Source organism: Mesorhizobium oxytropidicola (assembly GCF_056174625.1).
This window is the reverse complement of sequence record NZ_CM149692.1, coordinates 2,219,519-2,244,705: the sequence shown is the minus strand read 5'-3', so window position 1 is coordinate 2,244,705 and position 25,187 is coordinate 2,219,519. Positions and strand designations below refer to the sequence as shown.

The following is a 25,187-nucleotide window of genomic DNA, read 5'->3' as shown; positions in this document are numbered from 1 at the left end:
TCCATGACCTCAGTCTCCTCGGCCGCCCTCACCAACGCCATGCGCTATCAACAGATGCGCATGCAGGCCGACCTCGTCAAAGCCACGAAGGAATCCTCGACCGGCAAGGTCGCCGATGTCGGCTTGGCACTGGGCGGACGCACCGCCCAGTCCGTCACCTTCCAGCGCGACCTCGACCGGCTAAACGTCATCGTCGATTCCAACGGGCTGGTCACGGCAAGGCTTGCGTCGACCCAGACCTCGCTCGGCCAGCTCTCCGGCGTGGCGCAGACCTTCCTGTCCGCCCTGACCACCGCGTCGTCGGGCGACAACTCCGACAGCCTGACCCAATCGACCGGCCAGACGACGATCCAGCAGCTTACCTCGATCCTCAACACCAGCGTCAACGGCGAATATCTGTTTGCCGGCACCAACACCGACGTCAAGCCGATCAACGATTTCACCGCCGCCGGCTCACCGGCCAAGGCCGCCTTCGACGCCTCCTTCGTCGCCAAATTCGGATTCACGCCCAGCGATCCTGCCGCGGCCAACATTACCACCGCCCAGATGGACGATTTCATCACCAACTATGTCACGCCGCAGTTCCTCGGCACGGGTTGGCAGACCAACATGTCGAACGCCACCGACCAGCAGATCGTCAGCCGCATCGCGCTCAACGAAACCACCGAGACGTCGACCAGCGCCAACAGCGACGGCATCAAGAAGCTCGCCATGGCCGCCGCAATGGTCTCAAGCCTGATGTCCACCAACATCAGTCAGGCGGCCAAGGACAGCATCGTCAGCCACTCGCAGACGCTGGTCGGCGAGGCGCTGAGCGGCATCGCCCAGGTCCAGTCGGAGACCGGCATCGTCCAGAAGCGCGTCTCCGATGCCAGCGACCGCATGAAGACGCAGATCGACCTGTTCGAACGCCATATCCTCGATCTCGAAGCCGTCGACCCGGCCACGGCCGCCACCAAGGTCGCGGACCTGACGCAGCATATCGAGACGTCCTTCGCTCTGACAGCGCGCCTGCAGCAGCTCAGCCTGTTGAATTACCTGACCTGACAACTTCCAGCGGAACGGTAGAGCCGACGATGTACCAATTCTCTTACGCCGACGTCCAAAGCACCTCCGTCTCGGACGCCAAGGACCGTGAGCGCGAACTTCTGACCCGCTCGATCGACATGCTGTCGGCGGCCGCCGCGGCCGGCCTGGATTCGATGGAGGCCGTGGAGGCGCTCAATTTCACCAACCGTGTCTGGACCGTCTTCGTCGAGGATCTCGGCTCCAGCGACAATGCGCTTCCCAAGGAATTGCGCGCCAACCTGATTTCCATCGGCCTGTGGCTGCTGCGCGAGGCGGAGGACATCCGCCAGGGCCGCACCAACAATTTCGAAGGGCTGATCGAAGTATCCCAGATCATCCGCGACGGCATTCAATGACCAACACGCTGAAGATATCGCTGAAGCCCAACGAGAAGATCTACATCAACGGCGCCGTCATCCGCGTCGACCGCAAGGTCACCATTGAACTGATGAACGACGTGCAGTTCCTGCTCGAAAGCCATGTGATCCAGGCCGACCAGGCATCGACGCCGCTCAGGCAGCTCTACTTCGTCGTGCAGGTCATGCTGATCAATCCCGCTGGCGCCGATGAGGCCCGCGAAATGTTCCGCCGCTCGCTGCCGCTGCTCATCGCCAGTTTCGAGGACGCCGAGATCTGCAGCGCACTGAAGCAGATCGACCGCATGGTCGGCGAGGATCATATCTACGAGGCATTGAAGGCGATCCGTTCGCTCTATCCTCTCGAACGCCGCGCGCTTGGCGGCAATGACGATGTTCCGGGCGCGCCGCGCCCACTGGCCGTGGGAGCACGCTACTGATGACCGTGGACATGACGACGACGATACCGGTTGGCGCCAATTCGACCACCACCTCGACCTCCAAGACAGCGGTCGACTACCAGTCCTTCCTGAAGCTTCTGATCGCCGAGATGAAGAACCAGGATCCGACCAAGCCGATGGATTCAACGCAATATGTCGCCCAGCTCGCCACCTTCTCGCAGGTCGAACAATCGGTGCAGAGCAACACCAAGCTCGACCAGATCATGCAGTCCTCGGCGCTGTCGCAGGCCGATGCGATTATTGGCCGCTCGATCACGTCGGCCGACGGCAAGACCACCGGAACAGTGGCTTCGGTGACGCTCGCGAGCAGCGGACTGATCGCGGTGCTGCAGGATGGTACCCAGGTCCCCGTCGGCGCAGGCGTGTCGATCAAGCCGGCAAGCTAGGCCAACCTCTGACATGAACGAGGCCGACGCACTCGACATCGTCCAGTACGCGGTGTGGACGGTGCTGACCGCGTCCGCTCCGGTGGTGCTGGTCGCCATGGCTGTCGGCATCGGCATCGCCCTCATCCAGGCGCTGACGCAGATCCAGGAAATCACCTTGACCTTCGTGCCGAAGATCGTCGCAATCATGTTGGTGGTGGCGCTCACCGGCCCGTTCATCGGCGGCCAGATATCGGCCTTCACCAACGTCATCTTCCAGCGCATCCAGAACGGATTCTGAAACCCTGCGAGGGAGCGTGCGGCGGCTTCCCGTCCGGAATTGCCCGAAACCAGCGGCCCGCTTGCGGTTGACCCGGTTCCGGCTAGATTGCCGTGCAGGCCACTCCCGGCCAGGCGATCCTTCTGTCACAATGGCCTGTCGAAATCCCCTGAACCAACCCAGACCGACCGGCGGACCATGTGCGGCATAGCCGGCGTCTGGCGCAAGCGGAACCCGATCGGCTGCGGCGATCTCGCCGATGTCGGCCGCATGATGCAGGCACTGGCGCATCGCGGCCCCGACGATCATGCCAGCTGGAACGACAGCCGGCTGGCGCTCGGTCACCGGCGGCTGTCGATCATCGACCTCTCGGCGCAGGCGCGCGAGCCCATGCTCACCGCCTGTGGCCAGGGCGTGCTGGTCTACAATGGCGAGGTCTACAATTACCAGGCACTGCGCGCGACACTTGAGGCTGGAGGCAGGCGGTTCCGTACGGTCTCGGATGCCGAAGTGGTTCTCGAAGCCCTGCATCACTGGGGGCCGGACAATGCCATTCCGCTGTTCGACGGCATGTTCTCGCTCGCCTATTTCGATGCACGAGCCGGCGCGCTCTGGCTGGCGCGCGATCGCCTCGGCATCAAGCCGATGTCGGTGGCCGAGACGAGTGAGCGGATCCTCTTCGCCTCCGAGGACAAGGCGATCCTTGCCTGTGACGGCGCCGCGCGGACCATCGACGCGCGCGAAATCACCTTGCGTCTTGCCTGGCAAAGCCGCGACTCCAGCTCCAGCCTGTTCGCGGGCATAGAGCGGCTGCCGCCCGCGGGCCTGTGGAAGATCACCGACGCCGGCATCGAGAAGCGCTGTTTCTGGCATGTCCTCGATGTGCTCGACGCCGCCCGCATCGCCGGCGACACCGCCACCGACGCCGAGCACATGGCGTCGCTGGAAGCGCTGATCGAAGACAGTGTCAGGCTGCACTGCATTGCCGATACCGGCCTGGCAGCGGCTTGCAGTGGCGGCGTCGATTCCGGTCTCGTCACGACACTGGCGAAGCGGTTCAGGCCGGAGATGACAGCCTATGTCGTCGATCCGCGCCTCGGTCACAGCGAGGCGGAAGACGCCGAACGCACCGCCCGCCATGCCGGCGTGCCGCTGAACAGGGTGGCCGTCGACAAGGACCGGTTCCTTGAACTCTGGCCACGAACCATCTGGCACCTGGAAAGCGATGGCTGGCATGCAAGCCATGCCTGCCTGCTGGCGCTTGCCGAGCAGTGCCGGGCCGACGGCATCAAGGTGCTGTTGACCGGTGAAGGCGCCGACGAGCTGTTTGGCGGCTACGACTGGCAGGAAGCCAGCATGCGGCCGTGGCGGCCCTGGTCGTGGCCGGGACGGCTGTTTCGCTCCAAGGCCCGGCTTGCCCGCAGATTCGAGCGCCAGCGCCATGCCCCCTTCCGGACATCGATAGCCGGCGGCCATGGCTGGGACCGCAACATCGTGCTCAGGGCACTGTCGCCGGAACTGAATTTCCTTCAGACCAAGATCTTCGACCGGCTCGAGCCGGTCGCGTCGCTCAGCGACCGTGCCTTCCTGGGCTGCTGCCTTCACGACCTGTATGCCCATTTGCAGGATCTGTTGAACAGGCATGACCGGCTCAGCATGGCGGCTTCGGTGGAACTCAGGGTGCCGTTCCTCGAAAACCGGCTGATCGACTTCGCCATCCATCTGCCGAGGCGGCACAAATACCGCCATAGCCAAGGAAAATGGCTTTTGAAGAAAGTCGCGGAAAAACACATTCCGCCTCAGAACGTGACGGCTCGCAAGAACGGCTTCCAGGTATCGGCCAATTTCACCGCGGGCACCGAGGGTCTGCTGCGCGGCGGCTTGCTGCGTGACGTGATGAAATGGCCGGCAGCTTCGGTCGAGGACCTGATCGATCTGGCAAAGCGGGACCAGCCGTCGCGGCTGCGGCTGGTCGGCATGGAGCTTTTCCTTCGCCTGCACGCCGACGGCCAGACCGCCGGCCACCTCACCGAAGCGCTGCACGCGGCGGTCCGGGACGCTCGCTGAAATCATGTCCCCGCAGGGCCGATACAGGCGTGGCCCTCCCCTATCCCTTTGTTGGACCATGATCTTTCGCGCATGACATTCGCCCTTTGCGGCGCGATGCCATAGTTTCGGCAAACGATGCGGAGAAACCGCTGGGATCAGTACGCCGTGGCAGGAACCCATCCATGATTGACGAGAAACCGGACAGCGAAGGCGTTTCGGCGCTGGCGCCGTTCCGGCATGGCATTTTCCGCGCTGTCTGGGCCGCAAGTCTCGTTTCCAATTTCGGTGGCCTGATCCAGGGCGTCGGCGCCGCCTGGATGATGACGACGATTGCCACGTCGCCCTATCAGGTCGCCTTGGTCCAGGCCTCGACCACCTTGCCGATCATGCTGTTCGCGCTTGTCGCCGGCGCCATCGCCGACAGCTTCGACCGGCGCAAGGTGATGCTCGTCGCGCAGACCTTCATGCTGGTCGTTTCGCTGCTTCTGACGGTGTTCACGTACTACAATCTGCTCACGCCCTGGACGCTGCTTGCCTTCACCTTCCTGATCGACAGCGGCACCGCGCTCAACAGCCCGTCATGGCAGGCGTCCGTCGGCGACATGGTTCCACGCAACAAGGTGCCCGCGGCCGTTGCGCTGAACTCCATGGGTTTCAACCTGACACGCAGCGTCGGTCCGGCGATCGGCGGCATCATCGTCGCGGCCGCCGGTGCCGCGGCCGCCTTCGCCGCGAACGCGGTGAGCTATATCGGCCTCATCGTCGTGATGGCGCGCTGGAAACCGGATGTGCCGGTTTCGACCTTGCCGCGCGAAGTCGCTGGGTGCCGCCATGGGGGCCGGCCTGCGCTACGTCGCCATGTCGCCCAACATCGGCAAGGTGCTGGTCAGGGGCGCGGCCTTCGGCTTCAGCGCCGGCGCGGTGCTGGCACTCTTGCCGCTGGTGGCGCGCGATGTCGTCAAGGGCGACGCCTTGACCTACGGCATCATGCTTGGCGCCTTCGGCATCGGCGCCGTCGGCGGCGCGCTGATCAGCGTGCGGCTGCGGCAGCTGCTCTCCAGCGAGACCATGGTGCGCTGTGCCTTCGCCGGCTTCGCCGTCTGCGCCTTCAATGCCGCGCTCAGCCATCACGCGTGGCAGACCTCACTCGGCCTGCTGGTCGGCGGCGCCTGCTGGGTGATCGCGCTGTCGCACTTCAACGTCACCGTGCAGATGGCGACGCCGCGCTGGGTGGTCGGCCGGGTGCTGTCGGTCTATCAGACAGCCACCTTCGGCGGCATCGCACTGGGCAGCTGGATCTGGGGCGTCGTCGCCGACGCGCATGGCGCCGAGACGGCGCTGATCGCAGCCGCCATCGCCATGCTGGCCGGCGGCGCCATCGGCCTCTTGCTACCCCTGCCGCAGCAGCAGGTGCTCAACCTCGACCCGCTCAACCGTTTCAAGGAACCGCACCTCGCGCTCGACCTGAAGCCGCGCAGCGGTCCCATTGCCATCATGATCGAATACATCATCCGCCACGAGGACGAGGCGGAATTCCTCGCCACCATGGCGGAGCGCGGCCGCATCCGCCGCCGCGACGGCGCCCGCAACTGGACGCTGGCGCGTGATCTCGAAAATCCGACGATCTGGATCGAGCACTATCACACGCCGACCTGGCTCGAATATGTGCGCCACAATGGCCGCATCACCCATGCCGACGCCATGGTCGGCGACCGCTTGCGGGCGCTGCACAGCGGCGACGAGCCGCCGCGCGTGCGCCGCGTCATCGAGCGCCCGACGACCGCCGGCACTACGCTGGTGATGGCCAAGGGTCCGATCGAGCACTGACCCGGTGTGGCTGATATCAGTCGGTCAGCCGGCCGACTGGATCATGTAGAGCTTGCGCGTGGTTTCACGGATCCGCCATTCGCCCTTCCATCCCTGCGGCAGAACGAGAAGGTCGCCCGGCCCCAACTCGCGCGCCTCACCGTCGGCGCGGCTCACCTCCACCCGCCCCGAAATGATGTGGCATATCTCCGAAGAACCTGTGCGATCGGCTGTGAAGCGGCCGGGCGTGCACTCCCAGATGCCGATATCGACGGTTCCGTCCGGTGACTGGAAGAGCGAGCGCACCGCCTCGACCTGATTTCCCTCGAGGGAAGTCGGCTTGGGCGAGAACGCTCCGATGTCGGTCTTGGCGAGATCGTGGAAGGTCGACAGATCGATCAAATTGGACTCCATGGATCAGTGGCCCGTGATGCTATCGGCGAGCGCGGCCAGTTTCGATGTATGCGCAAGCCCAGCGGCCTCACGCCCATCAGCGATGCGATAGAGCTGGTACATCGAATGCACGCCGAGCCAGCGGAACGGCTCCGGCTCCCATGGCCTGACCTTGCGGTTGACCCAGGGCAGCTTCGTCAGCTCGGTGTCCTGGCCAAGGACCAGGTCGGCCAGCGTGCGTCCGGAAAGATTGGAGCTCGACACGCCAAGCCCGACATAGCCGCCGGCCCAGCCGATGCGGGTCGTAGGATCGAGCCCGACGGTGGTGCACCAGTCGCGCGGCACGCCGAGCACGCCGCACCAGGCGTGCTCGATGCGGCAGCCCGCCGTCTGCGGCAACAGCGTCGTCAGGATCTGATGCAATTGGTCGATCGTCGCCTGCTGCGTCTGCCCGTTGACGTCGGTGCGCGAGCCGTAGCGATAGGGGACGCCGCGCCCACCCATGGTGATGCGCCCCTCGCGCGTGCGCTGGGCGTAGCAATAGGCGTGCGCGGCGTTGCCGAGAAGCTCGTGCCCTTCCCAGCCAATGTCGCGCCAAAGCGCCTCCGACAGCGGCTCGGTCACGATCTGCGCGCTGTTGAGCGCCAGCCATGTTCGCTCCTCACCGGGGATGCCTGATGTAAAACCCTCCGTCGCGCGGATGATGGTTTCGGCCCGCACCGTGCCGCGGTTCGTCGTCACGCTGCCCTTGGCGATGGACGTCACCGTCGTCTGCTCGTAGATCGGCACGCCCAGGCGCTCGACGGCGGCGGCAAGCCCGCGCACCAGCTTGGCCGGCTGCACGCGCGCCTGGCCGTGGACGACGAAACCACCCATGACATTGCGGATATTGATGCGTGCCCGCGTCGCCGCTTGATCCAGCATCTCGACGCGGTCCGGATCGACATCCCAGGCGCGGATCGTCTCGCACTCTTCGCGCGCGCGTTCGAGCTGCGCGGGGTTGGTGGCCACCGTCAGATTGTCGACGCGGCGGATGTCGGCATCGATGCCTTCCGCGCTCGCCACCCGGATCACCTCGTCGACACAGCCCGCCATCGCCGCCTGCATGGCGCTGACGCCTTGCCGGGTCGAGGTCTTGAGGTACTTTTCACGCGACCAGCTGAAACCACCCGACAGCCAGCCGCCGTTGCGGCCCGACGCGCCGAAACCGGCGAATTCGCGCTCGATCAGCGCGACGCGCAGCGACGGTCTGGCCTTCTTCAGATAGTAGGCGGTCCACAGCCCGGTATAGCCGGCGCCGACGATCGCGACATCGGCTTCGATATCGCCGGGCAAAGGGGGCCGGGGCGCGGGGACCCCTCCCAGATCCGCATACCAGAACGATATGTCGCCGTTTCGCTTGGCCTGCATGGGATGACTTTCAGATGGGGAGCGGGATCAGGTGAGCGTGGTGTCGGCGGTGCTGTCGTCGGCCAGCAGCTTGGCGTCAGCGCCGTGAAAGCAAAGCTCCACTGGTTCGCCCAGGCCAAAACTTTCGCCGGTTAGCGGTGAGCGCACGATTGCGGCGGATCCATCGGCCAACTTCACTTCATATTTCGATTCCGAGCCGAGATAGATGGCCTCGGCGATCGTCCCAGACAGGCGGTTGGTGCCATCGGCAGCACTTTGGCCGGGTCGGCGGATGGCGAGCTTTTCGGGACGCAGCAGCATCACCGGCCTGGCATCCCCATTGATGCGCGTTGATGCCGTTACGGTCTCGCCGGCTATGGTCAGCGCGGTGCTTGTGCCATCGCTTCGCGCCTCGCCACGCAACACGGTGGAATCGCCGATGAAGCGGCCGACGAACAGCGTCGCCGGTTCGTCATAGAGCTGGCGGCCGGTGCCGACCTGCTCGATGCGCCCGCGATTGAACACGGCGATGCGGTCCGACAGCACCAGCGCCTCCTCCTGGTCGTGCGTCACATAGACGAAGGTGGTGCCGAGCTCGCGGTGGATGCGCTTGATCTCAAGCTGCAGCCATTCGCGCAGCTTCTTGTCGAGCGCGCCGAGCGGCTCATCCATCAGCAACAGCGGAGGGTCGAAGACGATGGCACGGGCGAGCGCCACGCGCTGCTGCTGGCCACCCGACAGTTCGCTGGGATAGCGATGCGCGAAGTCGCCCATCTTGACCATGTCGAGCGCTCTGGCCACGCGCGATTGCCGCGTGGCCTGGTCGACGCCGCGCAGCGTCAGCGGATAGGCGACGTTGCGGCCGACGCTCATATGCGGGAACAGCGCGTAGTGCTGGAAGACAACGCCGATGTTGCGCTTGTGCGCCGGCACGCCGACGACGTTCTTGCCGCCGACCAGCAGCTTGCCGCTGGTCAGGTCGGTGAAGCCGGCCACGACATTCAGCGTCGTGGTCTTGCCGGAGCCGCTCGGGCCGAGCAGCGTCATGAACTCGCCGGGCTCGATGCGCAACGACACGCCGTCCAGCGCCTTGAAGCCGCCATAGGCCTTGCTGACCGATTCGAGATCGATCGCCGCGCCCTTGCTCTGCTGTGCCGGCTTCATTGGCGTCCTTTCCGCTCGCGACCAAGAAGCAGCATGCCGCCGCCGATCAGGATCGTGGTGGCGAACAACAGGATGGTGCCGACCGCGGCCACCGTCGGGTCGGCGTCGCGGGTGATCGAGGAGAATATCTGCACGGGCAAGGTCTTGAGGTAGGGGTTGGTGATGAACAGCGACACGACGATCTCGTCGAAAGAGGTGGCGAAGGCGAACAGCAGGCCGGACAGGATGCCGGGCAGGATCAACGGCAGCGTCACCGTGCGGAACGCGGTCAGCGCTCCGGCGCCGAGGCTCGCCGCCGCCGTCTCGAGGCGCCTGTCGAACACTTCGAGACTGGCGGAGACGGCGATCAGCACGAAGGGAAGCGCAAGGATGGTGTGGGCAAGCACGAAGCCCAGCAGCGTGCCGACGAGGTGGGTGTCGAGATAGACGGCATAGATGCCGATGGCCAGCACCACGCCCGGCACCACCATCGGCGTCAGCATCAGCATGCGCAACAGATTGGCCGGCCCGGCCTTCATGCGGTCAAGGCCGAAGGCCGCGAGCGTGCCGAGCACCGTCGCCAGCACCGCCACCACCGAGGCGACCTTCAGCGAGTTGAGGAAGCTCGACGACCAGTCCGGATTGGTGAAGAAGTTCTGGTACCACTGCCAGGAGAAGCCTTGCGGCGGAAACGCCAGCGACTTGTTCTCGTTGAACGACATCGGCACGACGACCAGCGTCGGCGCCACCAGCCATATCGCCACCAGCAGGCAGATGAGGCCGAGGATCGCGCGGGTGAGCGGCTTGATCTCCATCAGCGCCGCCCCGCTTCCCGGTATCGCGTGCGCATCACCGGTGCCGCGAGCGCCAGAAGTACAAAAGTGGTGACGAGCAGCACCACGCCCATGGCACCGCCACGACCCCATTGCAGCAGGCTGAGCACCTGCGTTTGCACCAGCGTCGACAACATGGTCGAGCGCGGTCCGCCGAGCAAAGCGGGGGTGATGTAGAAGCCCAGCGCCAGGATGAAGACGATGATCGCCCCGGCATAGACGCCGGGCAGCGACAGCGGCAGGTAGACGGTAAAGAATGCGCGCGAAGGTCGTGCACCCAGGCTTTGCGCAGCCCGCATCAGCCTGAGGTCGATGCCCTTCATCACCGAATAGAGAGGCAGGATCATGAAGGGCAGAAGCACCTGCGCCATGCCGATCACCACGCCGGTCTGGGTACGGATCAGCCGGATGCCGTCAAAACCGGCCGCCCTCAGCAGCGAATTGATGACGCCCGAATCCTGCAGCAGGATCACCCAGGAGAGCGTGCGCACCACCCCGCTCACCCAGAACGGGATAAGCACGCAGAGCACCAGGACAAGCCGCACGCGCGGCCCGACGGCGGTCATCAGATAGGCGTAAGGATAGGCGCAGATGACGCAGACGATCGTCACCCAGGCCGAGATTGTGAAAGTGCGCTGTAGCACGGTGAGATTGATGGGCGCGCCGAAGAACCAGACATAGTTCTGCACGCCCCATTCCGGCTCCGACAGGCTGCGCAGCACGATGGTGAACAACGGATAGCCGATCACCGCGACGAGCAGGATCAGCGCCGGCGCCGTGAGCGCGAACGGCCGCCATGCCCGTCCCGGCCGCACATCTGCGGTGGGTTGGGGTGGGAGCTCGGACGCGCTCACGATCTGCCTCTCGTTCGCTGGTTCAGTTGCCGGCCATCAGCGCCGACCACTTCTCCTGCGCCACCGCGAAGTTCGGCACCCAGAACTTGAAGTTCTGCTTGTAGCCCTGCTTCTGGCGATCCGGCGTGTTGGTCAGGAAGGCGGCGACGGAAGCGTCGACCTTGGGCTGTGCGTCGCTGTTGATCGGCGTGTAGGAGGTCTTCTCCGCCAGGATTTCCTGCGACTGCTTGCCGAGATAGGCGTTGAGCAGCGCGTAGGATGCGTCCGTATCCTTGACGCCGACCGGGATCGTCATCTGGTCCATCACCACCAGCCAATCCTGCCAGGCCGGCGCGTATTTGGCGCCGTTCTTGACCGCGGTCATGGCGCGGCCGGTCCACATCATCAGCATGTCGGCCTCGCCGGATTCGGCGAGCTGTTGCGATTCAGCTCCCGTCTTCCAGAAAATGGTATCGGGGCCGAGCTTGCGGACCACATCGATGGCCTTGTCGATATCTGCCACCGTCATTGCCTTCGGGTCGCCGCCGGCAACCTTGAGCGCCTGTTCGAGCAAGCCGCCCGTCGGGCTGCCGGAGCCGTCGATCCCGCGCACGCCCGGAAATTTCGCCGTGTCGAAGAAGTCGGCCCAGCTCTTGGGCGGATTATCCTTGTACTTCTCCTTGTTGTACATCAGCACGACGCCGTAGTTCATCGCCGGCACCGAGCATTCGCCGACCTGGCCTTCCGGGATTTTCGAGACGTCGAGCTTCGTCAGATCCAGCTTCTGGAACAGCTTGCCGCAATAGACGTAAGGCGGCAGGTCGTCGGTATCGACGACGTCCCAGGTGACATTGCCGGACTCGACCTGCGCCTGCAGCTTGGCGATCTCGGTCGGGCCGTCATTGAGCAGCTTGACGCCGGACTTGTCGACGAATTCCTTCAGCGCCGCCGTCTGGCCGTCCTGGTAGATGCCGCCATAGGAAACGAACGTCAGCGTCTTGCCCTTGAGCGAACCTTCCTTGACCTCACCTGCGACCGGCTTGTCCTGCGCAAAGGCCGCGCCGGCCACAACGCCGAGCGCCAGAATAGCGCCAAGGCCTGCAAATCTCGACTTAAACATCACACTAACTCTCCCATTCATGCCCGCGTTTTGGATCGAACCTACCTGGCCGCGAGCGGTTTCCAGGCCGTGTATTGATCGAGTTCGGCGCGCACCGAGGTCGGCGGCGCGATGATCCACATCACTTCGGCTCGGCCACTGCCGATGTTCTCTGAGCGATGCGGTGTCGACGTCGTGTATTCGATGCTGTCGCCCTCCTCGAGCACGTGGCGCGCCTCGCCGAGCGAAACCTCGACGACCCCACGCAGCACGACGAGCATCTCGTGCGCGTCGCCATGGGTGTAGCGATCGGGCCCGGTCGAGCCGCCAATGTCGAATTCCCCGACATAGACTTCCATGTCGCTCAACGGCGGGCGCGACAACAGCATCTTGCGGCAGCCGTCGCTGGGCGGCAGGCTCGGCCGTTCACTCCGTCTCAGAACGCCATGGTTTTGCGCTGTGCTTTCCTCGAACAGCATGGCGACGCTCACGCCGAGCGCCGAAGCCATCTGGTTGAGCGAGGCGGTGCTGGCGCCGGTCAGTCCGCGTTCGAGCTGGCTGATGAAACTGGCGCTGGTTCCGGTCGCCTCCGCAAGCTCCCGCAAGGACAGCCGGCGGGCGAGGCGAAGGCTCTTGAGGCGCATCCCCAGAACCTGATGGGCATGCGTCGCGGCCGGTACTTCACCGGTTTTTACGGAAGCCTGGCCGGACCCCTTGCGCATGCCGTCTCCTCACCGCACTTAACATTCTGTACAGTACCACTGTACATCTGGCAAGCCGCGCGTGACGCCAGGAGCGCGCCAATATCCAGGCCGGGCTTGCTCAAATCAGAAGGTGCATCCATGGGAGCAGCCGTGCCTGCCGGTCGACAAAGCGAACGTGGAGGAGAATCCCCTACCCCTCGCCCGACAAATCCCGGCGCGCCTTTTCAAGCTCCTCGGCGTAGCGCCGCATCAGATGCCCCTCGGTCAGCAGACCGAGCACGATGTGGTCGGTGAAATCCTCGACGACCGCCAGTTCCTCGGCGCCGGCGCGCTGGAACGTCTCGGCGGCGGCCTGCACGTTCATGCTGGGCACCAGGACGGCATCCTTGTACTGGGCGAGATCGCGCACCGGCACCTCGCCGCCGGAAGGATCGCTGTGCAGTTCGGCCACGATCAGCACACCGACATATTGATCGCCCGGGTCGACGGCGATGACACGCTGGGCGGATCCGAGCGGGATCTGCCTGCGGAAATCCGCCAGCGCCGTCGAGGCATCGATGGTCTTGATGTCCTTGCGCATCATCGAGCCGACGGTGAGGCTGCGCATCCAGCCGACATCGTGGGCGCTGCGGATGGTTTCGCCGCGCAGATGGAAGCGCCATGTCGAGAACGAATAGCCGAAGGTTTCGCGCACCAGGATCGCCGCCATGATCGAGGCGGCCAGCACGACGCCGGTGAGCGTCAGGTCGCGCGTCGATTCCAGCGCCAGGAAGGTCATGGTCAGCGGGCCGCCGACGACACCGACGGCAAGCGACGTCATGCCGACGACGGCGGCAACCGAGGGGTCGATGCCAGTCGCCGGCGAGACCAGCGCCATCACGCCGGCAAATGCCTTGCCGAGCAGCGCGCCGAGAAACAACGAAGCGAAGAACAAGCCGCCGCGAAAGCCCGAGCCCAGTGAAATGGCTGACGCCGCCAGCTTGAGCACGAAGACGCTGGCGACCACGGTCAAACCATAGTTCATGGCGAATTCGCGGTGCAGCGCGCCGTGGCCGCTGGACAGCACCTGCGGCGTGATCAGCCCCAAAAGGCCGACGATGACGCCGCCGATGACGGGGCGCAGCGAGGCATCGATCGAGAGCCTGTTGAAACCGCGTTCGATCAGCGTCACCAGTTGCATGATGGCGATCGAGGCGGCGCCGCCCAACAGCCCGAGCAGCAGGAACGGCACGTACTGGCTGGGGGTCAGTTGCGGCAGCCCTGATAGCTCGAGCGGAAACGGCACGCCGCCGAACATTTCCGCCGTCAGCGAGGCTGAGATCGCGGCCGTCATGACCGGCGCGACATTGGCGACCGAGTAGATGCCGATGACCAGTTCGAAACCGTAGAAGGCACCGGTGAGCGGCGCGTCGAAGGCGGCGGCGATGGCGCCGGCCGCGCCACAGCCGACCAGGACGCGGACATCGTTGCGGCGCAGCCGGAAGATGCGCGCCAGCCGCGACGCCAAGCCGGATCCGACCTGCGTGTAGCCGGCTTCCAGGCCGACCGAAGCGCCGAAACCGCTGGAGATCATGGTCTGGCCGGCGATGATGAAGGTGTCGGTCAGCGACATGCGCCCGCCATAGAGCGCGTTGGCTTCGATCGGATCGACCGGGGTGCGGAACTTACGCAACCGCAGCCAGATCACCGTCAGCCCGAGCAGGGCACCGCCGACCGCCGGTATCAGCGCCTGCATGGGATTGGCGAGCGAGAACATGCCGGACAGCCGACCGCCGGGCTGAACGCCGAACAACAGCCCGTGCAGATCCTGCACGATCTGGCTCATCGCCGTGACCAGTATGCCCGCCATGACGCCGACGACGCCGGCCAGGATAACCACGGCGATGCCGCGTGCTTCGAGCAGAGGAATGGATCTCAGCAGCACCGCGCGCAGCCGGCGGGCGTAGACTTGTGGTTGGTTTCTGGAAAGCACCAGGCGGCTCGCCGATATCAAAAGGGACGTGGAAGGCTGATACGCCTGGCGACGCGGCATGGCAACCGCGATACCGGCTGCCCCTGTGAGGATCGTTCTCGAACAGTTTAGAGGCGTCTTTTGATCGATCCAGAGCCCAAAAGGCATAAGCGAGCCGGTCATCTGAAATCCGACAACGGATTTCGCAGCGATGCCCCTCCGCCATCTCGCCTGCGCAATCGACGCACCGCATGAGAGGTGGTATTTTAGCCCGTCACTATTTCCCTCAAGGAGGAGAACATGAGTGCGCGGGGGTTCCTTTCATTGGCTGCTTGCACGATTTTTTTGAGTTCGTCCGCAATGAGCAGCTCAAACGTGGATATGCCAGTTAAGCAGAGTATTTCATACCCGATGTCTTTCTCGTCGGGAGGCAATACGGAAAAACAGAGCCGGCCGACAGAAGAATTTCTTCGGACCGCGCAGCAGGACGTCTGCTGTCCCGGCGGCTATCCCTGGTACCGCAATTCAACGAACATGTGTTACGGCAGCTATGAAGATTGCCACGATACCGATGGCGGCGGTTGGTCCTGCAGACAGGTCAATGCCTGCTAGGCCTTCTTAGCTATCCTCCCACAGAGTAGCGGAATTGATCTGACGAGCGCCGCACGAAGCAGGCGGATGTAGACTTCGTTGTGGTTTCTGCGAAACACCGATGCGGCTCGGCAGACCCGAAGCAGCGGCCGATCAGGTCGGCGTGGGTCCGCCGGCCTCATAGAGCACAAGATTGCGCTCGCCGATGCCCAGCGCCGGCCAGCTCGCGCGCCACTCGGCAATGTGCGGCGAGCGGAAATGCGCGTCGAGCGCCGCTTTGTCGCGCCACACTTCGGTGACCCGGATCAGCCCGGTGTCGAGCACGTCGCTTGCATAGGAATATTCCAGGCAGCCATCCTCGGCGCGGCTGCCTGAAACCATACGCTCCATCACCGGCCTCGCCTCCTCGAACCTGTCGGGCGGCAAGCGGATCGTGCCGATGATCAGGAGCATGGGTTTCCCTTCCTTCGCGACATCAAATCCAGCCACTTTCCCACCCTCGCGCAAGCTTGGCCAGCTACCCTCGCCGGGCTGTCCTATGCGCGGCAGTCTATGGTTCGAGGACTTAAATGGCGATCAGCGAAAGCATCCAGCCCGGCGCGGTGGCCAAGAATGGCCGCGATGTCTTCTTCGCGCTCGGCATCGTCATCATCCTGGCCGTGCTGTTCCTGCCGATCCCGGCCTTTCTCATCGATATCGGCCTCGCCTTCTCGATCGCGCTCTCGGTGCTGATCCTGATGGTGGCGCTGTGGATCCAGCGGCCGCTCGATTTCTCGTCGTTCCCGACTGTGCTGCTGATCGCCACGATGCTGCGGTTGTCGCTCAACATCGCCACCACGCGCATGATCCTGTCGCATGGCAATGAGGGCACGCACGCCGCGGGCTATGTCATCGCCGGCTTCTCCAAGCTGGTGATGGCCAGCGACTTCGTCATCGGCCTGATCGTCTTCATGATCCTGATCGTGGTGAACTTCATCGTCATCACCAAGGGCGCCACACGTATCGCCGAAGTCGGGGCCCGCTTCACCCTCGACGCCATCCCCGGCAAGCAGATGTCGATCGACGCCGATCTCTCCGCCGGCATGATCGACGACAAGACGGCGCAGCTGCGCCGCCGCGAACTGGAAGAAGAAAGCTCGTTCTTCGGTTCGATGGACGGTGCCTCGAAATTCGTGCGCGGCGACGCCATTGCCGGCCTCATCATCACCGCCATCAACATCGTCGGCGGCATCGCCATCGGCTATATCAGGCACGGCATGGGCATGGGCGAGGCCGCCGACGTGTTCATCAAGCTGTCGGTCGGCGACGGCCTGGTCACCCAGATCCCGGCGCTGATCGTCTCGCTCGCCGCCGGCCTGCTGGTTTCCAAGGGCGGCACCCGCGGCTCGACCAACCAGGCCGTGTTCGGCCAGCTCGGCGCGCACCCGCGCGCGCTTTACGTGGCGGCGGCACTGCTGGTGTTGCTCGGCCTGATGCCCGGCCTACCGCTGTTCCCCTTCTTTGCGCTGGCAGGTGGCATGGCCGGCCTCGGCTATGTCATTCCGATGCGCGCCAACCGCGTCCTCGCCGCGGCCGAGGCGCTGAAGACCCAGGAAAAGGCGACCAAGGCCGAGGAAGAGAAGAACTCGGTCAAGGCCTCGCTCGCCACCGCCGAGATCGAACTCCTGATCGGCAAGCAACTGTCGACCCGGCTCTTGGTGTCGCATCAGGAGCTGGTCTTCCGCATGGGCAAGATGCGCAAGAAATTCGCCCAGCAATACGGCTTCGTCGTGCCGGAAGTGCGCGTCGCCGATGATTTCGCCATCCCGCCGAAGAGCTACCAGATCAAGGTGCATGGCACGGTGGTTGCCGAATATTCGATGCGCGTCGGCGAGATCATGGTGCTGCTCGGCAACCGCGAGGTGCCCGAAATACCCGGCGAAGAGATCCGCGAGCCGGCCTTCGGCATGCGCGCGTATTCCGTCATGGAAACCTTCGCCGAGGATTTGAAACGCGAGAACTACACCTTCGCCGACAACATGTCGGTGCTGCTCACCCATCTTTCCGAGGTGATCCGCAACAACCTGCCGCAACTCCTGTCCTACAAGGACATGAAGGCGCTGCTCGAGCGCCAGGACCAGGAATACCGCAAGCTCGCCGACGAGATCTGCACCACGCACATCTCCTATCCCGGCCTGCAGGCGGTGCTGAAGCTCTTGCTCGCCGAGCGCGTCTCGATCCGCAATCTGCATCTGATCATCGAGGCCATCGCCGAGATCGCACCGCATGTGCGCCGCACCGAGCAGATCGTCGAACATGTCCGCATCCGCATGGCCCAGCAGATCTGTGGCGACCTTTCGGAAGGCGGCGTACTCAAGGTGCTACGCCTCGGCAACCGCTGGGACCTCGCCTTCCACCAGAGCCTCAAGCGCGACGCCAAGGGCGAGGTGCGCGAGTTCGACATCGATCCGCGCCAGCTCGAGGAATTCGGCCAGGACGCCACCAAGGCGATCAAGAAATTCCTCGAAGCCGGTGAGCGCTTCGTCCTCGTCACCGCGCCCGACGCCCGCCCCTATGTGCGCATGATCATCGAGCGCCTTTTCACCACGCTGCCGGTGCTCTCCCATGTCGAAATCGCCAAGGGCGTCGAGATCAGGGTGCTCGGGACCATATCGTGAGCGTTCTCTCGCAGAGCGTCGTCATCGCGGCGTTCCTCGCCTTCTGCCGCATCGGCGCCTGCTTCATGCTGATGCCGGGCCTGTCCAGCGCCCGCGTGCCGGTGCAGGTCAGGCTGTTCGTGGCGGTTGCCGCCACCGGCGGCCTGCTCGCCTTCCTGTGGGATCGCATCATTCCCTTCGTCGATCCGCGCCCGCAGATCCTGGTGCCGATGATCATCTCGGAACTTCTGGTCGGCGGGCTGATCGGCGCCATGACCAGGCTCTACATGGAAGCGCTGCGCTTCATGGGCTCGGCGATCGCCATGCTGATCGGCTATGGCGGCTCCGGCGGCCCGGCGATCGAGGAGCCGGAACCGCAGGCGGCGCTCGCCGCCATCATCTCGTTCTCGGCGCTGTTGATGCTGTTCGTCTTCGATTTCGACCACGAGATCGTCCGCGCCCTGGTGGCGTCCTACACGGTGGCGCCGGTCAACGTCTTCTTCAACCCGCAGGCCGCACTCGTCGACATCACCGACACCGTGTCGGATACCTTCTTCCTGGTCATCCGCCTCGGCAGCCCGTTCGTCGCCTATGCCATTCTGGTCAATCTGACGATCGGCTTCGTCAACAAACTGACCCCGCAGATCCCGATCTATTTCATCTCCCAGCCCTTCGTCATCGCCGGCGGCATGATCATCTTCTATTTCGCCATCGGCACCATGTTGACGCTCTTCGTCGACGGCTTCGTCGACCTGACTCTGGCGAGGTAGCGATGACCACACGCAAGGACCGCCTGAAGAAACTGGTCAAGGTGCAGGAACAGCTGACGGCGCTGCATGAGACCCGCCACGCCACCTTCCTCGCGGCGGCAAACGCGGCGGAAGCCGAAGCCAGGGAACTGATCGGCCATTTCGACCAGGACAATTCGCTGTCCGGCCTGTTCCCCGACCTCTATCACCGCCGCATCGCCCAGGCGGTGGTGCGCCAGGAGAAGAGCCTGGAAAGCGCCAGGCAGGAGGCCGGTCTCATCGCCACGGCAAACGCCCGCACCAACATGGTCGAACGCGCCTACAAGGACGTGCGCAACCGCGACGAACGCGAACGCTCCGACCGCGAGCGGCTGGATCTGATCGCGCAGAAGCGGAACGAGGAGTAGCGGCGGGAATTCAGGCTATGAACCTCGGTGGGGCATTCTAGGTGAAGTGCGCATGGCTAGTCCGCGCCTCTCACCGGCGATTTGGGCGCCAACAAGAATGGGTTCCATGCGAGACTGGATGTTGAACCCAGTGACAACAGCCGACCCCACTGTTGTCTAGCTGCCGACAACTCGAATGCCGTGCATCGTCTCACCATCCTGTCCAACTTAAGAAATGGACAGGATCTCAAGCTCACGCTGTCCTACATGGACAACATCGCCAACGGTTTTGCCAATCAGCGCGATCGCAACTGGTGACCCGTGCGATATGGAAGCTTGAGACGGGTTGGCCTCATCCTCGCCGACGATGCGGAAGGTCTGGGTGCGGCCATCATCACGCTCGAAGGTGACGGTGTGGCCGAAGGCGATCACTTCATTGGACGTCGGCATCGACATAAGCTGGGCCGTACGGACGCGTTCGGCATAATAGCGCATATCCCGAACCGGAACCGCCGATTGCCGTCGCCTTTCGTCGACATCTCCCAGCATGTTGGCGGCCTCGAGCGCCTGCTGGGCGCGAGCCAACTCATCCATCAGCATCTTGAAGCCCACCTCCGTAACGAGGTTGATCCGATCGGAGATAGGGCGAGCCGGCAAGATGGTTTCCGATGCGGCCTCGGCACTCTCCTCCTTGGCAAATGCTACGCTCAATGATCGGCCTCCGTGTGGAACATTGTCGGCAATCGGATAACCCACGGCCGACAATAAAGCTGCAAGAATTTAACAGCAGGCTTTGGCAGAAGCGGAATGTGTAAGGGTCGGCAGTGGCCTGAACACCAGACCGGACCCCTCGGCACATACCCTTGCGGCGCAAAGCGATATCCGATCCCGTCCCGAGCATTCCGCCCTCCTCTCCCCCGCAAGCCTGCCACAAGCTTGTTGAGGCATGGTCTGGCTAAGGAAAACCGGCAAAAGGCGGACTTTCTTGGCAATTTCTCCACCCAGCGACATCGTTATGGATGTCGCCCGAGCTGCCGATCCGATGGATATCGAGGCTGCCCGCGCCGCGCTGACGAAGCGTGCGGGCGGTGCCGCGGGCACGTTCTCGGTCGATACCGCTGCGTCCGTCGATGCCGGCTCGATCCTGTCACGCGCCACGGCTGACAAGGCGGCGGCGACAGCCGATCCGGCCAAGAAATTCAAGAAGTTCGAAGCGATGGTCCTGCAGACCTTCATCCAGAACATGCTGCCCAAGGACACCGAGGGCGTCTACGGCACGGGTCTTGCCGGCGACATGTGGAAATCGCAGCTCGCCGAGCGCGTCGCCGACGTCATGGCCGAGCGCGGCGGCATCGGCATCGCCAAGTCGCTGCTCGCCGACCACTATATGGACGGCAAGCGCAAGGTGCCGATCGGACCGGTCTCGAACGGACCGGAAAAGACCGAGATCGATCAGCAAACCCGTCTGTCCACCTCGCTCGTCCAGGAATTGCAGCGCAAGGCCGCCAGGTCGATGACCGGCGACGAGACAACCATAAAAACAGACATCAAGATCTAGACTGGGAAACGCCATGGCCGACTCTTCCGAATTCACCGCCAACCTGCCGGCGCGCGCCACCGCGTCGGAGGCTCCTATACCGTTCGCGCGGCCGGGAAACCTTGCCGCCATCATCGGCCGCATCGAGGAGGTGGTCGAGGAAGAGACCGCCGGCATCCGCCGCGATACCGGCTACGACCTCAAGGCGTCGAACGCCCGCAAGAGCCGCTATCTCTACGAACTGACCCGCGCCATGAAGGGCGGCAGCGAAGCCGAGTTCCTCGAACAGCACCGCGAAGGCCTGACCCGGCTACGCCAGAAACTGGCGAAGAACGAGGCGGCGATCCTGGCGCATCTGAGCGCCGTCAACGAGGTCGCCAGCCTGTTGCGCAGCGCCATCCAGCGCGCCGAAACCGACGGCACCTACTCCGCCGGCGAATTCGGCCGGATGAAGGGTTAGCGGGCAATGACGCTGGGCTCGGGCTCTGAATGATCAAGGTCATCGCCATCGCGGTCTGGGTCTGCGCCGCCACGCTCGGCGCGGTGTTCTATTCGTTCCAGGCCGCCGGCCAAAGCGGCGTCGGCGAGAAACCCAAGCCGATGCTGGGCGGGCTGGATTACGTCAAGACCGACGTCATCTCGGTGCCGCTGATCCGCGACTCCAAGATCGGTGGCTATTTCCTGGCCAAGCTCGTCTACACCGTCGAGCCGGAACAGATAAAGAAACTGTCGATTCCGGCCGAAGCACTCATCACCGATCAGGTCTACGGCTACCTCTATTCCAATCCCCAGATCGACTTCACCAAGAAGGCGACGATCGACCTCGATGCCTTCCGCGCCGCGATCCGCGACACCGTCAACGCCCGCGTCGGCGCAACCCTGGTGCATGAGGTTCTGATCGATCAGGTCAATTTCCTGAGCAAGGACGAGATCCGCGACAACTGGCTGCGCCACCGGCAGGATTCCGCCACGGCGCCCGAGACGGCCAAGCCGGCCGAAGCGGATGCGCCGCCTGCCCACTGACCACCGGTGCCCCAGACAGATGCCTGGTGCGGCGATAGGAACCAGCCTCCAGGATTCGCGTTGACGTAAACGTCAACCCGAAGCTATATGCGGCAGCGACCGTGATCGCCAGAGATGCCGCAGGGCTTCGGCCGGACCGAAATGCCCTGCGCGACAGACGCAACCAGACAGGAGAACAGCGTGAGCGTTCAGGAGATTGCCGAGAAGATCAAGTCGCGCGTGGCCAGCAGCGGGTTTGATCGTTCCGTAAAGTTCGACACCGGTAGCGACGGCGTCATCGTCATCGACGGCGCAACCGTCTCGAACACCGATGCCCCCACCGACTGCACCATCAAGCTCTCGCTCGACGATCTCGATTCGCTGATCGCTGGCGACCTGAACCCGACCATGGCGTTCATGACCGGCAAGATCAAAGTCGAAGGCGACATGACGGTGGCCATGGCGCTCAGCCAGTTGATCGGCTGACGGCTGTCGCGAGCCGTATGGCGGCTTGTACAGACGAGAAATTAGACAGGACTAAAGCGCGCCAGATGATCCATTTGGGCGCGCTTTGGGCCTTGTCGGGACACCGTCTTCAAGACGGCACTTTCGTTCCACGGGCTTCGGCAATCTTGGCACGAAATCTTCATGCGGCAGAGAACCGCAAGCCGCTCATACCTTTGATTGTGAAATCAACCATTTAGTCTGACCTCGGCTCCAGAAGAGCGGCAAAGCAGCGAGGTCGGTAATGAATTTCCATAGTTTTCGAGCAGCGGCGAGGGCGGTTCTGATCGCTGCCCTGGTTTCGGTGACGGCGGCGGCAGCCGCTGACGAACGTGTCCTGATTTCCTACGAGGCCACACCTTCCCTCGGCTTCGACCTGCCAAAACTGAAGACGGCCGGCTACGCTGAACGGGCCGCCTTTTCGGCTGAGGTGCTTGAGAAAATCGTGCCCAAAATTGTCGCCAGCATAGGCGTCGATCCGGCCGTGATCGAGACGGAAGTCACGCCGGGTGGCTACCTCCTCAAGACCAACGCCTCGCTGCAGACCGAGGCCACGCTCGACGACGCGACCGCCGATCGTCTGGCCGCCGCCTTCGGCTACATTTTCCACCAGCACAGCGTGCTCGTCTCCCGACTGGACGACAGCAGCGGCAGCACCGGCTTCGTCACAGTCCGTTTCCCCAAGGACACGCTCGATTCCACTGTCGCACAGCGGTTCTTTGAAAAGGCCGATGCCACGGAAAAAGGCCTGGGCGGCGGTTACACCGCCTTTGGCGACGAGCAGATATTCCTCAATGTCGTGGACGGCAACGGCAAGCCCTATAGCGGCCTCGACAATGCCGCGTTTCTGGATGGGCTCAAGCGGACAGCGGCCGCGTTCGGGCCGCCGGCTCCGGAAGTATCGGACTCCGGAACGGCGGCGGCCCGCTTCATCGGCAACGACTGGGACAAGGCCCCCAGGGGCGAGGACTATTTGGCCCGCCTCGGAGGCGCCGGTTCACCGGCGGTGACCAGCCTGGATGCCGTGGCGACGGAGTACGCCGCGCTGGTTTCAGCCAGCGCGTTGCACTTCGGCTGGAACTGACAGCTTGCGGCCGGAAGCCTTCAGCGTCCCGTGCACGCCATCGAGCGCCCCGTCCACCAGCTCCAGCGCCAGCAGCCGGTGCCGCTCATAGGGGCCTGGCATCGCCAGCCTGCCTGTTTTGTCGGCCGAGAAGCCGAAGCGTCCATAATAGGGCGCATCGCCGACCAGCAGGATTGCCGCGTGACCGAGACGTGCCGCCTCGGCGATGGCGTGGCGCATCAGCGCCGAGCCGATGCCGGCATTCTTGAGCGACGGATCGACGGCGAGCGGGCCAAGCAGCAGCGCTGCCGGACCGCCCTCGCCCAGCCTGACATCCCACAGCCGCACCGTGCCGGCGACACCGCCCGATGCATCGCGCGCGACGAAGGCCAGCCCTTCCGAGGGCCGACGGCCGCGCCGCAGCTTCTCCGACGATTTTTTCCGCCGCATCGGCCCCATGGCACGATCGAGCAAGGCTTCGCGCGCAGCTATGTCGGCAACGCTTTCGGCGACCATTGCGAAGGCCGGCGCATGAGCTACGATTTCAACTGACATTTCCATTTCCACGATCCCTTCACGAGCGGAGATCTGTTCCACAAGCGAGCCCGGGCGGGCGACAGGCGCCCACCTGGGATGATCTGACCGGTTCTTTCGAACCGTCAGATCACGTAGGATCGGAGAGGCTCGAAGCCGTTGAACGCGACCGCCGAGTAGGTGGTCGTGTAGGCGCCGGTGCCTTCGATCAGCACCTCGTCGCCGATCGTCAGCGACAGAGGCAGCGGATACGGCGTCTTCTCGTACATCACGTCGGCCGAATCGCAGGTCGGGCCGGCGAGCACGCAAGGCGCGGTCTCCGAGCCGTCATGGTGGGTAACGATCGGGTAGCGGATCGCCTCATCCATGGTCTCGGCCAGACCGCCGAACTTGCCGATGTCGAGGAACACCCAGCGCACATTGTCGTTCTCGGCCTTCTTCGAGATCAGCACGACTTCCGACTTGATGACGCCGGCATTGCCGACCATGCCACGGCCCGGCTCGATGATGGTTTCCGGAATGGCATTGCCGAAATGCTTGCGCAATGCCGAGAAGATTGCCTGGCCATAGGCCTGGGCCGCCGGCACATCACGCAAATAGCGCGTCGGGAAACCGCCACCCATATTGACCATCTTCAAGACGATGCCTTCCTCGGCGAGCGTCGCGAACACCTTCTTGGCGTCGGCCAGCGCACGGTCCCAGGCGGTCAGGTCGGTCTGCTGCGAGCCGACATGGAACGACACGCCATAGGCGTCGAGGCCAAGGCCCTTGGCATGGCGCAGCACGTCGACAGCCATCGCAGGCACGCAGCCGAACTTGCGCGACAGCGGCCATTCGGCGCCTTCGCCATCGGTCAGCACACGGCAGAACACACGCGCGCCGGGAGCGACGCGGGCGATCTTGTCGACCTCTTCGACGCAATCGACCGCGAACAGGCGAATGCCGAGCTGATAGGCGCGTGCAATGTCACGCTCCTTCTTGATGGTGTTGCCGAAGGAGATGCGGTCCGCGGGCGCACCCGCGTCCATCGCCATCTCGACTTCGGCAACGGAAGCGGTGTCGAAGGACGAGCCCATCGCAGCAAGGAGGCGCAGGATTTCCGGCGCCGGGTTTGCTTTCACCGCATAGTAGATCTTGGAATCGGGCAACGCCTTCTCGAAGGCGCGGAAATTGTCGCGCACGACATCGAGGTCGACGACGAGGCAGGGGCCGGACGGACGTCGGGTGGCGAGGAAGTCGAGGATGCGCTGGGTAGCCATCTTGTATCTCCAAACACGCCTTTCGGCGCGCACAAGGGTGCGGACGCGGGCTGTCGGCCTCGCGAACACGCGATCAAACAAAGGCGGGACGAAAATTCCATGGAACCAGCCGGTGGAGACCCCGGAACCATGAAACGCCGTCTCGCGGCGATGAACCTTGGCCTTGCCCGGCTTCGGTCCGCTTTGTCTGCCTTGG

Annotated in this window: 26 protein-coding genes and 1 pseudogene; 15 read left to right on the top strand and 12 right to left on the bottom strand. The window is 64.0% G+C overall.

Annotated features, from left to right (window positions below):
* Positions 1 to 3 precede the first annotated feature (3 nt).
* The 7 genes and pseudogenes from AC0V8S_RS11230 (at position 4) to AC0V8S_RS11200 (ending at position 6,406) form a co-directional block, all read left to right on the top strand.
* Positions 4 to 1,047 (top strand): flagellar hook-associated family protein, encoded by a 1,044-nt coding sequence (locus AC0V8S_RS11230; RefSeq protein WP_095199345.1) that lies wholly within the window; start codon positions 4 to 6, stop codon positions 1,045 to 1,047.
* Positions 1,048 to 1,076: 29 nt separating this feature from the next.
* A complete protein-coding gene (gene flaF, locus AC0V8S_RS11225) occupies positions 1,077 to 1,424 on the top strand; it encodes a flagellar biosynthesis regulator FlaF (protein WP_183462780.1) in 348 nt (115 codons plus the stop codon).
* Positions 1,421 to 1,864 carry a flagellar biosynthesis repressor FlbT gene (gene flbT, locus AC0V8S_RS11220; protein ID WP_475437705.1) on the top strand — a complete coding sequence of 148 codons (444 nt, stop codon included), beginning with the start codon at positions 1,421 to 1,423 and terminating at the stop codon, positions 1,862 to 1,864. The genes flaF and flbT overlap by 4 nt, the downstream gene beginning before the upstream one ends.
* The gene (flgD, locus tag AC0V8S_RS11215; protein ID WP_183462782.1) at positions 1,864 to 2,271 is read left to right on the top strand and encodes a flagellar hook assembly protein FlgD; all 408 of its coding nucleotides are present in this window, start codon (positions 1,864 to 1,866) and stop codon (positions 2,269 to 2,271) included. Before flbT ends, flgD begins: the two co-directional genes overlap by 1 nt.
* 13 nt (positions 2,272 to 2,284) lie before the next feature.
* Entirely contained in the window at positions 2,285 to 2,551 is a 267-nt protein-coding gene (fliQ, locus tag AC0V8S_RS11210; protein WP_010911298.1) for a flagellar biosynthesis protein FliQ, read from the top strand.
* A gap of 177 nt (positions 2,552 to 2,728) precedes the next feature.
* Positions 2,729 to 4,597, top strand: a complete 1,869-nt coding sequence (gene asnB / locus AC0V8S_RS11205; protein ID WP_475437704.1) for an asparagine synthase (glutamine-hydrolyzing) — start codon at positions 2,729 to 2,731, stop codon at positions 4,595 to 4,597.
* Between the two features lie 164 nt (positions 4,598 to 4,761).
* Positions 4,762 to 6,406, top strand: a pseudogene (locus tag AC0V8S_RS11200) (MFS transporter).
* Positions 6,407 to 6,430: 24 nt separating this feature from the next.
* Here AC0V8S_RS11200 and AC0V8S_RS11195 read toward each other — a convergent pair.
* The 9 genes from AC0V8S_RS11195 to AC0V8S_RS11155 form a co-directional block, all read right to left on the bottom strand.
* Complete coding sequence (locus AC0V8S_RS11195) at positions 6,431 to 6,799, bottom strand: cupin domain-containing protein (RefSeq protein WP_475437703.1); 369 nt, start codon at positions 6,797 to 6,799, stop codon at positions 6,431 to 6,433.
* Positions 6,800 to 6,802: 3 nt separating this feature from the next.
* A complete protein-coding gene (locus AC0V8S_RS11190) occupies positions 6,803 to 8,188 on the bottom strand; it encodes an NAD(P)/FAD-dependent oxidoreductase (RefSeq protein WP_475437702.1) in 1,386 nt (461 codons plus the stop codon).
* A gap of 27 nt (positions 8,189 to 8,215) precedes the next feature.
* Complete coding sequence (locus AC0V8S_RS11185) at positions 8,216 to 9,331, bottom strand: ABC transporter ATP-binding protein (RefSeq protein WP_475437701.1); 1,116 nt, start codon at positions 9,329 to 9,331, stop codon at positions 8,216 to 8,218.
* Entirely contained in the window at positions 9,328 to 10,125 is a 798-nt protein-coding gene (locus tag AC0V8S_RS11180) for an ABC transporter permease (RefSeq protein ID WP_475437700.1), read from the bottom strand. Before AC0V8S_RS11180 ends, AC0V8S_RS11185 begins: the two co-directional genes overlap by 4 nt.
* Positions 10,125 to 10,997, bottom strand: a complete 873-nt coding sequence (locus tag AC0V8S_RS11175; protein ID WP_475437699.1) for an ABC transporter permease — start codon at positions 10,995 to 10,997, stop codon at positions 10,125 to 10,127. The genes AC0V8S_RS11180 and AC0V8S_RS11175 overlap by 1 nt, the downstream gene beginning before the upstream one ends.
* 22 nt (positions 10,998 to 11,019) lie before the next feature.
* On the bottom strand, positions 11,020 to 12,096 hold the full coding sequence (locus AC0V8S_RS11170) for an extracellular solute-binding protein (RefSeq protein WP_475437698.1): 1,077 nt from the start codon (positions 12,094 to 12,096) through the stop codon (positions 11,020 to 11,022).
* 41 nt (positions 12,097 to 12,137) lie between these two features.
* The gene (locus tag AC0V8S_RS11165; RefSeq protein WP_475437697.1) at positions 12,138 to 12,797 is read right to left on the bottom strand and encodes a helix-turn-helix domain-containing protein; all 660 of its coding nucleotides are present in this window, start codon (positions 12,795 to 12,797) and stop codon (positions 12,138 to 12,140) included.
* Between the two features lie 172 nt (positions 12,798 to 12,969).
* The gene (locus AC0V8S_RS11160; protein WP_475437696.1) at positions 12,970 to 14,751 is read right to left on the bottom strand and encodes a chloride channel protein; all 1,782 of its coding nucleotides are present in this window, start codon (positions 14,749 to 14,751) and stop codon (positions 12,970 to 12,972) included.
* A gap of 723 nt (positions 14,752 to 15,474) precedes the next feature.
* A complete protein-coding gene (locus AC0V8S_RS11155; RefSeq protein ID WP_183462803.1) occupies positions 15,475 to 15,774 on the bottom strand; it encodes a putative quinol monooxygenase in 300 nt (99 codons plus the stop codon).
* A 116-nt stretch (positions 15,775 to 15,890) separates the two neighbouring features.
* Between AC0V8S_RS11155 and flhA the strand changes: the two genes are divergently transcribed.
* Genes flhA through AC0V8S_RS11140 form a run of 3 tightly spaced genes read left to right on the top strand, consistent with a single transcriptional unit; the run spans position 15,891 to position 19,113 of the window.
* Positions 15,891 to 17,978: a flagellar biosynthesis protein FlhA gene (flhA, locus tag AC0V8S_RS11150; protein ID WP_475437695.1), complete on the top strand. Its 2,088-nt coding sequence runs from the start codon at positions 15,891 to 15,893 to the stop codon at positions 17,976 to 17,978.
* Entirely contained in the window at positions 17,975 to 18,727 is a 753-nt protein-coding gene (fliR, locus tag AC0V8S_RS11145; protein WP_095199361.1) for a flagellar biosynthetic protein FliR, read from the top strand. Before flhA ends, fliR begins: the two co-directional genes overlap by 4 nt.
* Before the next feature lie 2 nt (positions 18,728 to 18,729).
* A complete protein-coding gene (locus tag AC0V8S_RS11140; protein WP_183462805.1) occupies positions 18,730 to 19,113 on the top strand; it encodes a hypothetical protein in 384 nt (127 codons plus the stop codon).
* 207 nt (positions 19,114 to 19,320) lie between these two features.
* On the opposite strand, the gene greA is transcribed toward AC0V8S_RS11140, so the two are convergent.
* On the bottom strand, positions 19,321 to 19,803 hold the full coding sequence (gene greA, locus AC0V8S_RS11135; protein ID WP_475438601.1) for a transcription elongation factor GreA: 483 nt from the start codon (positions 19,801 to 19,803) through the stop codon (positions 19,321 to 19,323).
* Between the two features lie 235 nt (positions 19,804 to 20,038).
* Between greA and AC0V8S_RS11130 the strand changes: the two genes are divergently transcribed.
* The 5 genes from AC0V8S_RS11130 to AC0V8S_RS11110 all read left to right on the top strand — a co-directional run bounded on the left by AC0V8S_RS11130 (position 20,039) and on the right by AC0V8S_RS11110 (position 23,219).
* Entirely contained in the window at positions 20,039 to 20,650 is a 612-nt protein-coding gene (locus tag AC0V8S_RS11130; RefSeq protein WP_183462808.1) for a rod-binding protein, read from the top strand.
* Positions 20,651 to 20,663: 13 nt separating this feature from the next.
* Positions 20,664 to 21,089: a hypothetical protein gene (locus AC0V8S_RS11125; RefSeq protein WP_183462810.1), complete on the top strand. Its 426-nt coding sequence runs from the start codon at positions 20,664 to 20,666 to the stop codon at positions 21,087 to 21,089.
* A gap of 29 nt (positions 21,090 to 21,118) precedes the next feature.
* Positions 21,119 to 21,652 carry a hypothetical protein gene (locus AC0V8S_RS11120; protein ID WP_183462812.1) on the top strand — a complete coding sequence of 178 codons (534 nt, stop codon included), beginning with the start codon at positions 21,119 to 21,121 and terminating at the stop codon, positions 21,650 to 21,652.
* A 180-nt stretch (positions 21,653 to 21,832) separates the two neighbouring features.
* Positions 21,833 to 22,117 carry an SCP2 sterol-binding domain-containing protein gene (locus AC0V8S_RS11115; RefSeq protein ID WP_013529756.1) on the top strand — a complete coding sequence of 95 codons (285 nt, stop codon included), beginning with the start codon at positions 21,833 to 21,835 and terminating at the stop codon, positions 22,115 to 22,117.
* A 322-nt stretch (positions 22,118 to 22,439) separates the two neighbouring features.
* On the top strand, positions 22,440 to 23,219 hold the full coding sequence (locus tag AC0V8S_RS11110) for a hypothetical protein (RefSeq protein WP_475437694.1): 780 nt from the start codon (positions 22,440 to 22,442) through the stop codon (positions 23,217 to 23,219).
* Here AC0V8S_RS11110 and AC0V8S_RS11105 read toward each other — a convergent pair.
* Complete coding sequence (locus tag AC0V8S_RS11105; protein WP_183462814.1) at positions 23,187 to 23,759, bottom strand: GNAT family N-acetyltransferase; 573 nt, start codon at positions 23,757 to 23,759, stop codon at positions 23,187 to 23,189. The two genes, AC0V8S_RS11110 and AC0V8S_RS11105, sit on opposite strands and share 33 nt — an antisense overlap.
* A gap of 98 nt (positions 23,760 to 23,857) precedes the next feature.
* Positions 23,858 to 24,991 carry an ornithine/lysine decarboxylase gene (gene odc2 / locus AC0V8S_RS11100; RefSeq protein ID WP_475437693.1) on the bottom strand — a complete coding sequence of 378 codons (1,134 nt, stop codon included), beginning with the start codon at positions 24,989 to 24,991 and terminating at the stop codon, positions 23,858 to 23,860.
* Between the last annotated feature and the right edge of the window lie 196 nt (positions 24,992 to 25,187).